Origin of the sequence: Ensifer sp. 4252 (assembly GCF_050434565.1) — a bacterium.
Classification (GTDB): Bacteria; Pseudomonadota; Alphaproteobacteria; order Rhizobiales; family Rhizobiaceae; genus Ensifer.
Genome location: NZ_JBNDIU010000024.1, coordinates 22,728 through 34,994 on the forward strand (window position 1 = coordinate 22,728; position 12,267 = coordinate 34,994).

A 12,267-nucleotide genomic window follows, 5' to 3' on the forward strand; every position below is an offset into this window, starting at 1 on the left:
AAAAACGTCATTTTCAGACGTCGCGTTTGTGGGTTCACAACATAGACAATTCAACTCACTGGGAGGGAGAAAGGGTTTTTCCTGTCCGCCTGATCGTGAGGCGATCGATATAGACGAGCGCCATCGAGTGTATCTGGATGGAGATGGTGATCACAAATTCCATCCCTACAGGGCCGATACGGTCTGCGGGTAACCTCCACCAGCGCGACGCGGACTTCGGATCGGCATGCTTCAGCATTACTTTCGTCCGCGTTTCGGGAATGTCGGCAACGGTTATCGTTTCGGCGTTGAACTGCGCTTGCCCCTCGTAGATCAAGCCATCAACCGCCTTCGGCGCGGGATACCGTTAGCATCTCGTCGGCAACAGCCTGCTCTGGACGGCGGCTTGTGCGAGACGAAGCGTGCGTTGTTTGCTCGTGCTGACGGAAAGATCACCATCAATCGATTGGAAGTACATCCCTCAAGCGAGCGGCATCGCTCGTCGTCAAACGAGGAAAATGAGATCGGTTTGGGCCGCGCATTTCTTTGACGCGCATCAATGCACGTTTCTCTGGATGTGGCGTCATAGATCGATAGCCGAGTGACTACCCGCTCGAGGGAATTGGAAGTCCACAGGGTTCGCGCCTCGGCGTCGCGGCCCTGTTTATCCGAAGGAGAACCAGTCATGGCTGAACCAGCAACCCCAATGCCCACCAAACCAGAAGAAAAGGCGATCAAGCGCGGCACCGAAGCATGGCTTCCATTTGAGAGCCTTCGGGCCGAAATCGACCGACTATTCGACGATTTTCCCCCGAACTTCTGGAGCCGCCCTCTTGGAGTCGGCCTCACCCGTCGAGCGCCTCTTCTGTCCAACTGGGTAATCGCTCCCGCCGTCGACCTGATCGAAAAGGAAAACAACTACGAGATGACCGCCGAACTTCCGGGAATGGAGGAAAAGGACGTTGAGGTCAGCGTTTCGAACGGAATCTTGACGATCCGCGGCGAGAAGCAGGAAGCGAAGGAGGAGAAGGAGAAGGACTACGTTCTGTCGGAACGACGGTTTGGCTCGTTCCGCCGCACGTTCAAGATTCCCGAGGACGTCAAAATCGACGACATCGCCGCCACCTTCTCGAAAGGCGTTCTGACGCTAACGCTGCCGAAAGCCGAGGAAGCACGGCAGGACGAGCGCAAGATCCAGATAAACACAGACTGATAGCGAGCTTCTCGCTCCGCAAACGCGCGAGTGCGTTTGCGGAGCGGAGCGCACTAAGTGGAGGGAACCGATGTCTTTCAAGACCATTCTCAACGTGACCGGCGTGTCGGAGATCGATCAGGATCTTCAAGTCGCGATGGACCTCTGCAGTCAAGTGGGCGCCCATCTCAGCGTTTTTCTTGCTGTGATGGCGCCGCAACCGACCGGGCGCTACACAACGCTGGCGCCGAGCTGGCTGGAACAGCGAGAGCGCAACCTGCAGGAACTCGCGGAACGGGTAGGCAACGTCCGCGACCGCATCGCCAAAACGGAACTGTCGTTTGACGTGGATAGCGTCTATGCGGAGGTGGCCGGAGCCAGCTATGCCATCGGCCAGCGGGCGCTCTATGCGGACCTGCTTCTGGTCGGCCCGGCTGTCTTTGGGAATGAGGATCTGAAGTCGCAGATCGTCAGCGGCAGCCTCTTTCAGGCGCAGCGTCCGGTCCTCTTCGTCCCACCCGGCAGCAAAGCGACCTTGCAACCGAGAAAAGTCCTGCTGGCATGGGATTCACGCCCGAGCGCGACCCATGCTGCCCGAGACGCACTCGAAATGATGAAGGCGGCGGAATCGGTTCACGTCACCATGGTCGATCCGGTATTAGCACCAACGGCAAGCGGCGAGGAACCAGGGGCCGATGTAGCTGCCTACCTCGCCCGCCACGGTATCGACGTGTCGGTGGAGAACCTGCCGAGCTCGGGACGAGCCGTACCTGAGGTGCTGCGCCAGCACGCAGTGGACATCGACGCCGACATGATTGTCATGGGCGCCTATGGCCATTCCCGACTGCTGGAGCTTCTCCTTGGAGGCGTCACGAAATCGACGCTCAAGCACGCGAAGTTCCCCGTCTTCATGGCGCATTGAAGCGATTGGGACCTGCTCGTGGCAGGACGAGAATAGGGACAAGCCCGTACTGGGTTTCGGTCGGACGGAGGTGCCCGCGCTCAGCCGATGGCAACCGACCCACGTGCAACGTGCTGCCGGCAAGAAAGAGGATGGTACCTAGAAATGCCCCGAACACTCAGCATGCTATGTGGCGCTGTAGTTGCCGTCTCGGTGTTAGTCGGTAGCGCGAGCGCTGCCGGCGATCTTGTCGACGGGCGCCGCATAGCACAGCGCTGGTGCAGCGCGTGTCACGTCGTGGCACCTGGGCAACGTCAAGGTTCGGACACCGTTCCAACATTCGCGCAGATCGCCGAAGCTGAGCGCTTCGATAAGGCAACCCTTGCAGCGTTCCTGGCGGTACCGCACCATTCTCGAATGCCCGACCTTTCGCTCACTCGCTCCGAGATTGCCGATCTCGTCGCCTATATCGCGGCGCAAAGACATTGACTCGGCCATTGCTGATCACGGCGACTGTCGATCTATCGGTTAAGTCCGTCCTGGGCAGCGCGCGGTCGCCTTGTCGGCTGTTTGCGGGCCAAGGATTGCATTTGACGCGGCTCATTGTAGGCCGCTCATCCTAGGGTTAGCATGCAGTTGTTCGCTGTGAGGTGTACATATGCTTGACGTGCCAAGTCAGAGCGTGAAGGAGTTCCACTTTCCTGCCGGAGCCAGATCGAACGATGTCGTCAAACAACGGCGGCAATCGCTTATCGGTCACCGCGTCCTGGTGGGCCGATGATGTTTACCCGGCGCTCCAAGGACCCGTCCGCTTCATTGAATGCTCTGAAGGTGAGCAGCGACGCAACCCTCACGACTTCTCGGATTGATCGGCTCCTGGCGGATGCAGACACCGAGGCCGAATTTACGATCGGGTGGGTGCGAATTGCTGCAGGCTTGTCGCTGTTTGCGGGTGGGCTTTTCGTTTCATCTGGGATTGGCTCCTTATCTCTGGATCCATTTGCTGAAAGGTCTGCCTTCGCCGCGTTACTAAGCGTGAGCGCGTTTGTTGCCCTGAGCGCCATGTCCTTGTTGTTGATCAGCCGTCGCTTGTTTAGACCGTGGATGTCATTTCTCCTCGTTGGCGGCGATACCGTCATACTTGGGTTAGCCCTGATAGTCAGTTTGGAAGATCATGCGCTGCGCGGAAATTGGATCGCAGCAATGCCGGTCGCTTGGGCTGCGCCGCTCGTTCTGACGGTGAGCGCATTGCGATATCGCGCCACCGTCCAGTTGTGCTTCGCAGCGTTTCTGACGGTCGGATTTTTCGCAGTTGCGTACGGCCTCGGATTTGAACCCTTTCTGGAAGCCAATGACGTCGGAGCGTCATCTCCCACAAGTGATGCAGTCGCACGGCTATTTTCGTTGCCCCCCTATTTAATGAGAGGGCTTCTATTCGTCATGCTCGGCCTCACGACAGTACTGACAATGTCGCGCGCCAGACGTCTACTCCTGCGCGCCGTCGGTGAGACAGTCCACGGGGCCAATCTCGCGCGCTTCCTGCCGTTGGAGATCGCATCGCTGGTTGGCACCGGTGGAATTGTCGCATTGCGTGAGGGACGCCGGCAACAAGCGACAATCATGTTCGTCGATATCAGAGGATTCACTGCTTTGGCCGAGGATATGGATCCGGCGAGGCTCTCAATATTCGTCTCATCGTTCCGCAGGCGTGTCATGGATGCCGCAGTTGCCCACGATGCAGTTGTCGACAAGTTCATCGGGGATGGGGCCCTGCTTGTATTCGGGATCCCTGAACCGAGGACTGACGATTCCGCCCGCGCCATTGCATGTGCCCACCACATCCTGGCCTCAGTGCAACGCTGGAATTCGAACCGACGATTCAATCCACCCGTTCGAGTCGGCATTGGTCTTCACAGCGGCGTCGTATATTTTGGGCTGCTCGGTGACGATCGACGTCTTGAATTCACCGTTCTTGGTGACGTCGTGAATGTTGCCGCGAGAATCGAGCAGGCGACAAAAGAATTCAATGTCCCGCTCCTGGCCTCAACAGCTGTAGTCGAGGAAGCTGGCCAACGTAGCGACTGGCGAGAAATTACGCACGAACCACTGCGGGGACGTGGCCACGTTTTAGGTCTCCTCGCACCTCGCTAAATCACTGCTGAAACACTCTAACGAACGACCTAGTCCCCATCGACCAAAGGAAGAGCCCTGCCCACGCCATACAGCGATCGGGAGCTTCAGTTGCGAAGCTGAGCGATTCTGAAGTGGCGCAAGCGGGCTACGGTCGAGGGTCTCAAAAACCGACCGAAGGAGCCGCGTTCAACTGTTCTCAGCGAAGAAGAGGAAGCCATCATCATCGGTCACTGCGGCCCTCGTTTTCTGAACGAAAACGACAAACGGTGAGCAATTGTTTTCACTATAACGCAGGCATTGTGCCAGCTCCAACGAGTTCTCATGTGGAATGGGCCAGACGCGCGATGAAGCCGCTGTGGGGACGCTTGCGAACGGACGGCTCTCCAGACCTTCGTATGGTCCGCATGCCGACAAAAAACGCCGGTTTCCAGGTCTCAATGATCGCGCATGAAGGCCTGCATCTCCTCGGGCGTCACCTTGCCGTCCTTGTTCGCATCGACCGTCTCGAAGATCCTCTTGTGGATCGTTGTGACTTCGTCGAACGACAGGGCGCCGTCGCCATCAACATCGGCAACGGCAAACATGATCTTCATCATGTGACCTTGCATCATGTTTTGGCGCATGCCACCCATCATGCCGCGTTGCCTCCACCCCATCATCTCGCCAGGCATCATCTCAGAATAACCAGGCTGTGCATCTTGTTTCTCGGCGGGGGCCGTTTGAGCCAAGGATGGCGTGGGGCTGTTTGGTAGGAGAGTGGCGCCAATCGCCACATATGCAAGTTTTGCCGTAGTCATGTGCGTTCTCCTTTCTAGAAGCAGAAGATCCGAGGCAAGACGCGGGTTTGCGTCCGCGCTTTGGCACTCACCTGGAGTCGTATGAACATGCGACAAACTACCAATAGAGCGGACCGGTTTCCTTGCGCCACGTCAATTGGAGCACGACATTTATGATCGCAGGTTCAAGGATCGAAGTTCAGAGACCGCCCTCCACTCCGGCGCAAAGCCGATGCCAAGACCGGCCGACAACCTTGCGCCAAAGACCGCCCGCCGCATCCGCAGCGATGGCACCGACGAGGATGTTGAGCTTGAGACTGTGGCAGTCGGCGACAAGCTGCGTGTCCGTCCCGGCGAAAAGGTGCCGGTCGATGGCACCCTTGTCGATGGCCGAAGCTCGGTCGATGAATCGATGATCACTGGGGAGTCGATGCCCGTTTCCAAGGAGTTGGGAGCGAAACTGATCGGCGGCACGATGAACAGGACGGGCGGCTTCGTCATGGAGGCCGGCAAGGTCGGCCGGGACACCATGCTGTCTCGGATCGTCCACATGGTCGCCGAGGCCCAGCGCTCCCGCGCCCCGATCCAGCGTCTCGCCGACGAGGTTTCCGGTTGGTTCGTGCCGGTCGTCATTCTGATCGCCGTCATCGCCTTTGGGGTATGGATGATGTTTGGCCCGGAACCGCGCTTTGCCCACGGGCTGGTCACTGCGGTTGCGGTGCTCATCATTGCCTGCCCCTGCGCTCTTGGGCTCGCCATGCCGATGTCGATCATGGTTGGCGTCGGCAACCCTTTTGAACAAGGGCGGCATCTACAATCCTCCTGAGCCATCCTCAAATGCTGCGGCAATCTGAAGAGCCTCGGGACCGATAAACTGATCTGACCGGCGTCGGCCGGCAGATGCAAGGTGCAATTGCAAACGATGAACCCATGGGACGACATCCCGGAACGGGTGAAGCCGCCAACCTCACTGCACTTAAAGTGCGTGGATGTGATTTAGCTCCTCGTTTCGCGGATCTCATCGAGGCCAGCGGTCATGTACCGCACTCAAAGGCCGTACATATGAACGCACCGTCCTCGTGTGTGAAAACGATTGCGAAGCCCCTTGCACCGCGGGCCGTTCCACATATGAGGTTGTATAGGCCCCAGGACGGGCCGGTAATTGCTATGGGCTCAGACCGTGGATCCGCCAAAACGGAGAAATTCGATGCCACTCGAATGACCAAATTGACAAAGATCCTGATGTGAAGGGATACGAACACAGAACCCGTTTGCAAAGCGACGTCACCAAAACCGCGAGCAACAACTCGACGCACTCGGCGATGTGCTAGCGATATGGCTCCGGCCCTTTCAATGGCGCAGCTTCCCCCTCGCGGACGCTACCACCCGACGATTGATGTTTACCTGCCGGTCGTGACAATAATTTCGAGGGATAACTCCTCAAGAAGGACTGGGACATGGCGAGCCAAGAGCGGCAGGTTCACTGGCAAGGGGTCTACACAAGTAAGGCGGATACCGATGTCAGTTGGTACGAAGAGACGCCCGCCCTGTCGCTTGCGCTGCTGCGCGCGGCCGGATTGTCTCCGGAAAAATCGGTCGTCGATATAGGAGGCGGGGCTTCGCATTTGGTAGATGCCCTGCTTACGCTCCATCAGGCTCACATCACTGTCCTTGATCTCTCCGCCGCCGCGCTGGAAAAAGCAAGGACACGACTTCAAGAAGGCGCACGTGTGAATTGGGTCGTATCCGATGTCATCGCGTGGAAGCCTGATCGAGGCTATGACTTCTGGCACGACCGTGCTGCTTTTCACTTTCTGACTTCCGAGGACGACCAGCGGTCGTATGTTCGCGTCCTGGAAGACACACTCAACCCCGGCGGCAAAGCGATCATCGGTACATTTGATCTTGATGGACCGGAAAAATGCAGCGGTCTGGCGGTCGCCCGTTACGACGCCGAACGTCTACAGCGGGTTCTCGGCAGTCGTTTCGAGCTCTCCGCCTCCTGTCAGAACGAACACGTGACGCCTTGGGGAGCCGTTCAGAAATTTCAATTTGGCACCTTTGTGAAAGTTTGAGTTAAATCAGGCTTAAGACACTTCGAGAACCTGCATCAGAGGCGGCGGGCTTTTGAAAGCTGAAAGCCTTCAATCCCGTTGGTCGCCCAAAAAGGATGGTTCGTATGCTGCGCCCTTGCCCGCTTTGGGCCGAAAGCTGACTGCCAAACTGGGAGGGTTCAAACAATCCCCCAGTGGCGGTTCTCGTGATGGGTAACACAACCCAGCGGCTCCCTTGATACTCACTGTACTCGTAGGGGCATCGAAAATAGTGCTTGCAGAAATAGCAAGCGCCACTATATTTGCTAGCATGAACAGCAAGCAGAAAAAGACCCTCGCGGCGGTGTTCAGAGATCCGGTCTCGGGAACCATTGAGTGGGCCGCTATAGAAAACTTGCTTGTGGCTGCCGGCGCGAAAGTCATCGAAGGAAACGGCTCTCGCGTTAAGTTCGAAAAGGACGGCATTATCGCGAGCTTCCATCGTCCTCATCCCGATAAGGAGGCAAAGCGTTATCAGGTTCGCGACGCGCGCGAATTCCTGACGCAAATTGGAGTAGAACCATGAACACCATGACTTACAACGGTTACCACGCTCGCATAGAATTCGACGCGGAGGACGAACTGTTCTTCGGTAAGATTGCTGGCATTTCTGACGTAGTCGGGTTTCACGGGGACAGCGTTGCCGAACTGAAGAAGGCGTTCCATGAGGCTGTCGATGATTACCTTGAGACCTGCAAGAGCATCGGCAAAGAGCCTCAAAGGCCCTATTCCGGCAAGATGATGTTTCGAGTCGCTCCCGAAGTGCATCGCCGAGCTGCTCTGGCTGCCGAACTTTCGGGAAAGAGTCTCAATCAGTGGGCCGAGGAGGCATTGGAAGAAGCGGCGGCGCACTTCGCAGAGGCCCGTCTTTCGGCATAGGCCATTCGCTTCCTCGCAAGGCCGGCATTCCAGTCGATACATTATCCGATCCTAAACGCACAAAACCTGAACATATGAAGGCCTCGGACTGATCCGTACGAAACCAAGCCAGGGCTTGCTTCGGCCTCTCGTCGACCCCCACAGCGAGCGCAAGGAAGACGCGGAGAAAGTGTCTCGGCAAACAAACTGAGCATCCGCGCCTCACAGGCTGCACGGTGCCAGCTTGTCCCCACTCCTGGCCGCAATGTCCTCGGCATTCTGGAAAACGAGCTCGTCGATCGGTGTTGCCAGGAGATATTCGGCAACCGCAAGCTCAGAGCGGCTAAGCTTGGCCTTGTGCCGCTGGAATCGATCTTAAGCGTATTCTAGCCATCCAAGGCCGTGTGCATCCCGTGGTTGTCGTTGTTGAGGAGCCTGGAACGTCTGTCCAATTCGCGAACTCATCGGATCGCCAGCTCTCAGGTTCTTCCCTGCAAGCTCTACTTCTAGCAGAACACACTCAACGAAGTCACCGGTCTACGGGCGCGGCCTTTCTCTTGCTTGAATACCACCGGCATTTGCGATCGCCGGCACGGCGACCTGGCCACCGCCTCTGGGAGCCGCCGTCCATCAATGGCGATCGCAGTTTCAGTCCGCCTTCAGCGCGGCCTCAATGGTCGTGAAGATCGTCTCGACCTCATGCTCACCGATGGTGAGCGGCGGCGACAGCACGATCGTGTTTGCCACCGGACGAACGAGCACTCCGTGTTCGAAGCAGTGCTCGTAGACTTTCCTGGCCAGCGCCTTGCCGCTGACGGGATCCTCTCCAAGTTCGATGCCGGCGAGCAGACCGAGGTTGCGGATGTCGACGACCCCTGGAAGACCCTTGAGGCTGTGGGCGCATGTTTGCCAATGCGGCTCAAGGCGCGCTGCCCTTTCGAACAGGCCTTCGGAAACATAGACATCGAGCGACGCGAGGCCGGCCGCCGCTGCCAGCGGATGGCCGGAATAGGTATAGCCGTGGGACAGTTCAACGGCACCCGAGGCCGCTTTCCCGATGACCGTGTTGTAGATGACGCTTGAGGCGATCACGCCGCCCATCGGAACCGCACCGTTGGTCATACCTTTCGCGACCATCAGGAGATCGGGTATGACCCCGAAGCGATCGGCCGCAAAGGGCCGGCCAAGCCGCCCGAAGCCGGTGACGACCTCGTCAAAGATCAACAGGATGCCATGGCGCGAGCAGAGATCGCGGAGCCGTTCGAGATAGCCGACCGGTGGTACGAGCACGCCGGTCGAACCGGCGACAGGTTCGACGATAACGGCTGCGATCGTCGAGGCGTCGTAGGTCGCGATCATCTGTTCGAGTGCATCGGCAAGCTCTGCACGGTGGCGAGGCTGACCCAGGCTGAAGGCGTTCCTTGCCGGATCGTGCGTATGGGGCAGGTGAACCGCGCCCGGCAAGAGCATGCCGAACTGCTTCTTGTGCGGCCCCATTCCGGCCGCCGACAGACCCCCGAAACCAACACCGTGATAGCCGCGCTGGCGCCCGACGATACGCTGGCGCTGCCCCTCCCCCCGTGCGTGATGATAGGCAAGCGCGATCTTGATCGCCGTATCGGCGGCTTCGGAACCCGAATTGGTAAAGAACACATGGTTCATATCCGCCGGAGCGATCGACGTCAGCCGATTGGCATATTCGAAGACCAGCGGATGCCCGAGGCCGAACGAGGAAGCAAAGTCCAGCCGCGCCGCCTGCTTCTGGATCGCCTCGACGATCCGCGGATGACCATGCCCGGCGTTGACGCACCAGAGACCGGCAATGGCGTCGAGCAGACGATGGCCGTTGCTGGTGAAGTAGTAGAGCCCTTCGGCATGCGAGATGAGTGCCGCATTCGCCTTGAAATCCCGGTTTGCCGTGAACGGCATCCAATAGGCATCGAGGCTGTTCGGGCCGGGCGTGGTGAGCGTGTCCATGTGATTGGGCCTTCTGTTCGCTGGGCAAACGCACCGGCAAGGCGCGCCGGTGGGCCTTCAGGCTGCGATTTCATCTCGGTAGGTCGGGTAGCTCTTGAAGCTCGGATTATCGGCCGGCAGCACCGCGAGTTCCATCTCGCCGGCCGCAGGCCGCATCACGATGGTCGCGACCGTCGCTGAGACATGGCCACGCGACGAACGATGTGGCGGACGGCAGACGGCGTACGGATAACCGAACTTGTCAGAAAGCGCGGCCTTGACTTCGGTGACGCCGATCTTGTCGGACTTTTCGAGAATGCGGCGAACGCGCCAGTCGCGATAAAAACTGTCCGACCAGCTTGAATGTGCCTGCTCGCGCAATTTCAGAAGCGCCGTTTGGCTCTGCCAATGGTTGGCATGCACGATGAGATCGTTTTCCGGATAGATGTTGAACGCTTCGTCCGGCGCGCATTCGAAGCTGACGGCAAAGCCATCCTTGTGGCTCACGATGATGTTGTTCGACGCCGACTTCCTCGTTCCAGCCACGGCGCGCATCGCCATCGCCAGATGTTCCTGCTGCAGGACCATGCGCCGGATGAGTGCCAGTGGCACGCCGTCGCCGGCAAAGTCGCGATCGCTCTCGAGATAATTGGCCGTGACGGCGATGCCCTTGTCGTTCATGCCGCTGCGTGCAAGGCCACCGGCCTCGGTGAACGTCTGGTAGGACGGACCTTCATCCGGCTTGACGCGCAAGACGATCGCGGTCTCCGCGCATTCTGCCATCCAGTCCCAGTTCTGCGCGTGCACGAGCTCTCCCGTGGCGCTGCGCTCGGGCAGGATAACGACACCGGTGCAGCCGTCGCCCGAATGCTCGGCCCTCGCCGCCCGGGTCCTTCGCGCCCTCGCAAGGATCTCGGTACGGGCATTGATCAGCACGACGTGCTCGAACGGCAAGTCCGCACCTTCGGCGATGCCCTTCATCTCCACCACGAAGTTTGGGTCGAATGCCTCGATGAGTGGCACATAGCCGGCAACGATCGATTTCAGGTCGTCGGCCAAGACCCCTAGCGTCGCAAGCCGGCCAGCATACAGTTCGACGCTGCGACGCACACGGTCCTTCGCCTGCTGCCCATACTGACGCCCACGCTCGAGCGGAGTTCCTGAGATCGAAACGAACGGAAACGGTGCGGCGGTCATCTGTCTTCTCTTTCACTCTATATTGCGTTTTGTGCTGTTAAAATGCACTATCACAAGCAATTGTCCAGAGGAAATCGAGCAGCTATGTCAGAAGCGCACTCTAAAGACCGACCAGACCCTGGAGCAAGTTGATGAGCACGGAAAGCAGCCCGAGCGCGTTGCAGATCGACATTGCCCGGCAGATCCTGCTTCAGGCACAAAAAGAGGGCTGGCGGGCCGGTCATCCGATTGTCGAGAAGACCCTGGCAACGATGTTCGGCGTATCGCGCACACCGATGCGGGCCGCCCTCGAGATCCTTGCGACCAAAGATCTGGTGCGCCTCATCCCCAACAAAGGCTTTGTCGCCGCCACCGATCTCGGCAACGGCACCTACATCGAGACATTCAGTGAGAGCGAAACGGAACGCCTGAAGCAGCAGATCCTGCGTGACCGCTCTGTCGGGACCATTCCGCAGGAAGTGTCGGAAAACGAGCTGACGGAACGCTACGGCATTGCGCGCGGCACGATCCGCAAGGCGTTGACGCAATTATCATCGCAGGGTCTCATTCACCGCCAGCGCGGCCACGGATGGGCATTTGTCGATTCGCTCGACAGCCCGGAAAGCCTGGCCGAAAGCTACCGTTTTCGCATTGCGATCGAGCTTGCGGGCCTTGCCGAGCCGAATTATCGCGCCGATCCGGATGCACTTGGGGCCCTCATTGCGGAACACGAAAACATGTTCGACCAGATCAATGCCGCCGGCAGCGTCAGCCGCGAGAGCTGGTTGAAGCTCAACGCCTCCTTTCACGAGGCGCTGGCTGCCTGGTCCGGAAACCGCTTCATCCTGCAATCCGTGCGCATGCAAAACGACCTCAGACTGCTGCGCGAGTCCTCGGTGTTCGATCGGCTCCGGCCCGAGCGCATGGAGAGGTCGCTGACGGAACACATCCAGATCCTCACGTACATCGGCTCCGGCGAGATCGAATTCGCCCAGCTTGCGCTGCGGCGCCACCTCGAATCCACGCTGCAGAAAGTCGAGGACCGTATCCGTAGCGAAAGATAACGCCTGCCGAGAGCGCATAACCTCCTCATTTGCAGAGGCGGAAAAGGTTCGCGATTTTTTGTATTGCATTATGAGTGAACAAAAGGCACAGTTCGATCAACCACAAAAAACGGGACAGACCACAAAGAGGAGAACTGAG

12 protein-coding genes and 2 pseudogenes are annotated in these 12,267 nt (G+C 58.6%); 9 read left to right on the plus strand and 5 right to left on the minus strand.

Annotated elements, in window-relative coordinates; genetic code table 11:
* Window positions 1-55: 55 nt before the first annotated feature.
* Window positions 56-316, minus strand: coding sequence for a hypothetical protein (locus ABIE33_RS29720; protein WP_429131751.1), 261 nt, complete (start codon window positions 314-316; stop codon window positions 56-58).
* Between the two features lie 348 nt (window positions 317-664).
* On the opposite strand from ABIE33_RS29720, the gene ABIE33_RS29725 reads away from it, so the two are divergent.
* Both ABIE33_RS29725 and ABIE33_RS29730 read left to right on the plus strand, forming a co-directional pair.
* Window positions 665-1,192: an Hsp20/alpha crystallin family protein gene (locus ABIE33_RS29725; RefSeq protein ID WP_429131886.1), complete on the plus strand. Its 528-nt coding sequence runs from the start codon at window positions 665-667 to the stop codon at window positions 1,190-1,192.
* A 70-nt stretch (window positions 1,193-1,262) separates the two neighbouring features.
* Window positions 1,263-2,093 (plus strand): universal stress protein, encoded by an 831-nt coding sequence (locus ABIE33_RS29730; protein WP_429131752.1) that lies wholly within the window; start codon window positions 1,263-1,265, stop codon window positions 2,091-2,093.
* A gap of 195 nt (window positions 2,094-2,288) precedes the next feature.
* Here ABIE33_RS29730 and ABIE33_RS29735 read toward each other — a convergent pair whose 3' ends face one another.
* Complete coding sequence (locus tag ABIE33_RS29735; protein WP_429131754.1) at window positions 2,289-2,558, minus strand: hypothetical protein; 270 nt, start codon at window positions 2,556-2,558, stop codon at window positions 2,289-2,291.
* A 291-nt stretch (window positions 2,559-2,849) separates the two neighbouring features.
* Here ABIE33_RS29735 and ABIE33_RS29740 point away from each other — a divergent pair, with 291 nt between their 5' ends.
* Window positions 2,850-4,223, plus strand: a complete 1,374-nt coding sequence (locus ABIE33_RS29740) for an adenylate/guanylate cyclase domain-containing protein (RefSeq protein WP_429131755.1) — start codon at window positions 2,850-2,852, stop codon at window positions 4,221-4,223.
* A 105-nt stretch (window positions 4,224-4,328) separates the two neighbouring features.
* Window positions 4,329-4,430: pseudogene (locus ABIE33_RS29745) on the plus strand (IS481 family transposase); the annotation flags it as partial.
* A 209-nt stretch (window positions 4,431-4,639) separates the two neighbouring features.
* Here the strand turns inward: ABIE33_RS29745 and ABIE33_RS29750 are convergent.
* On the minus strand, window positions 4,640-5,002 hold the full coding sequence (locus ABIE33_RS29750; RefSeq protein WP_429131757.1) for an EF-hand domain-containing protein: 363 nt from the start codon (window positions 5,000-5,002) through the stop codon (window positions 4,640-4,642).
* 229 nt (window positions 5,003-5,231) lie between these two features.
* On the opposite strand from ABIE33_RS29750, the pseudogene ABIE33_RS29755 reads away from it, so the two are divergent.
* The 4 genes and pseudogenes from ABIE33_RS29755 to ABIE33_RS29770 form a co-directional block, all read left to right on the plus strand.
* Window positions 5,232-5,786, plus strand: a pseudogene (locus ABIE33_RS29755) (HAD-IC family P-type ATPase); the annotation flags it as partial.
* 652 nt (window positions 5,787-6,438) lie between these two features.
* Window positions 6,439-7,056, plus strand: coding sequence for a class I SAM-dependent methyltransferase (locus ABIE33_RS29760; RefSeq protein ID WP_429131760.1), 618 nt, complete (start codon window positions 6,439-6,441; stop codon window positions 7,054-7,056).
* A 289-nt stretch (window positions 7,057-7,345) separates the two neighbouring features.
* A complete protein-coding gene (locus tag ABIE33_RS29765) occupies window positions 7,346-7,600 on the plus strand; it encodes a type II toxin-antitoxin system HicA family toxin (RefSeq protein WP_093235109.1) in 255 nt (84 codons plus the stop codon).
* Window positions 7,597-7,953, plus strand: coding sequence for a type II toxin-antitoxin system HicB family antitoxin (locus tag ABIE33_RS29770; protein WP_060606947.1), 357 nt, complete (start codon window positions 7,597-7,599; stop codon window positions 7,951-7,953). The genes ABIE33_RS29765 and ABIE33_RS29770 overlap by 4 nt, the downstream gene beginning before the upstream one ends.
* Before the next feature lie 627 nt (window positions 7,954-8,580).
* On the opposite strand, the gene ABIE33_RS29775 is transcribed toward ABIE33_RS29770, so the two are convergent.
* Entirely contained in the window at window positions 8,581-9,909 is a 1,329-nt protein-coding gene (locus tag ABIE33_RS29775) for an aminotransferase class III-fold pyridoxal phosphate-dependent enzyme (protein ID WP_429131763.1), read from the minus strand.
* Window positions 9,910-9,966: 57 nt separating this feature from the next.
* Window positions 9,967-11,085 (minus strand): C45 family autoproteolytic acyltransferase/hydolase, encoded by a 1,119-nt coding sequence (locus ABIE33_RS29780; RefSeq protein ID WP_429131765.1) that lies wholly within the window; start codon window positions 11,083-11,085, stop codon window positions 9,967-9,969.
* A 131-nt stretch (window positions 11,086-11,216) separates the two neighbouring features.
* Here ABIE33_RS29780 and ABIE33_RS29785 point away from each other — a divergent pair, with 131 nt between their 5' ends.
* Complete coding sequence (locus ABIE33_RS29785; RefSeq protein WP_429131767.1) at window positions 11,217-12,128, plus strand: GntR family transcriptional regulator; 912 nt, start codon at window positions 11,217-11,219, stop codon at window positions 12,126-12,128.
* Window positions 12,129-12,267: the final 139 nt, after the last annotated feature.